We start from the raw sequence: 1,153 nt of genomic DNA on the forward strand, positions 1-1,153 counted from the left end.
AAGTACCACTCATGGCCTTAAATCTGTATCTTGATTTCATTAACCTTTTTATTAACATCCTACGTTTCTTTGGTATTTTATCTAGCGAAGATTAAAAAAACGGGCATTATCTGCCCGGTTTTTTTATTTATATAGTCCAGGCTCTGATTTTTCAGTCCACGGCTGTTTTACACCAAAGGTACTGGCAATGAACTGAGTATCTTCTCTTCTTTTTTTCCTTACTTGGGCCCGCTGTTTCGCTGATTCGTTTAAATTCATCTCCATTTCAGTCTCTGGAACCAAACGCGGAACCGGTATTGGTTTACCATCTTCATTGATGGCAACAAAGGTCAAAAAGGAAATAACACATAAGTTCCGGTCTCCCGTAACTAAATCTTCCGCAATAACTTTTACGATGATTTCCATAGATGTTCTGCCCGTATAAGTCACGAAACTTTCTAGACATACTGCATTTCCTTCATGAATAGGGTGCAGGAAATCGACAGAATCAGTTGATGCCGTAACGACGTGACTTCTCGCATGACGCATCGCAGAAATAGCCGCAACATCATCAATGTAAGCCATCAATTTGCCTCCAAACATCGTACCAATATTATTTGTATCCGGCGGGAGAACAAGGCTCGTTTTTATGACCAAAGAGTCCCGGCAATGTTTTACTTCTTCCATGGTGACTGCACTCCTTTATGTCTAATTTCTCACTAGTCCACTTTAACGAATTCTACACTGTAAAGCAACACACATGCTTATTTTCCTGCTTTTAGTCTGAGTTATTCGACAAAAATAATTCTACGTTTATTCACTTTTACTGTTCTGTAGGCTCTTTACCTGTTGTAGCTCTCGTAAGCTCAAGCCAAAGGTCATTTGTAGATGAGGATAGTCTTTAAAACCTGACCAATCTCCACCCCAGTCAAACCCTAAATTTTTAGCGATAGCTACAACTTCCATCCAATCCGATTCCCCGTTATCGTTGCCGTCATATTCCATGTTCCATATAGCCTCCCCTTGTTTGTTAAGGAGCGCGAAATCTATCGCCAATCCAAAATTATGAAGCGACTCCCCTCCTTTTGCATTAGTTACAATGCTCCCAGGCTTTAAACGTCCTTTTTCATAGAGGTCATTTTGCTCTTCTAAAGTACGGAATCCAGCTGTAATG

Annotated in this window: 2 protein-coding genes; both read right to left on the reverse strand. The window is 40.3% G+C overall.

Going from position 1 to position 1,153, the window contains the following annotated elements; all coding sequences use genetic code 11:
* Positions 1–123: 123 nt before the first annotated feature.
* Positions 124–666: an acyl-CoA thioesterase gene (locus AC1DUW_RS29840; protein WP_053345081.1), complete on the reverse strand. Its 543-nt coding sequence runs from the start codon at positions 664–666 to the stop codon at positions 124–126.
* Between the two features lie 126 nt (positions 667–792).
* Positions 793–1,153 (reverse strand): M15 family metallopeptidase (locus AC1DUW_RS29845; protein ID WP_477644309.1); only part of this gene is annotated, 361 nt, incomplete at its 5' end.

This window comes from Peribacillus sp. P4_C12 (assembly GCF_056402095.1).

Bases quoted from the DNA above. Each gene is read 5' to 3' on its own strand.
- AC1DUW_RS29840 (WP_053345081.1), bottom strand. From the start codon at position 666: ATGGAAGAAGTAAAACATTGCCGGGACTCTTTGGTCATAAAAACGAGC.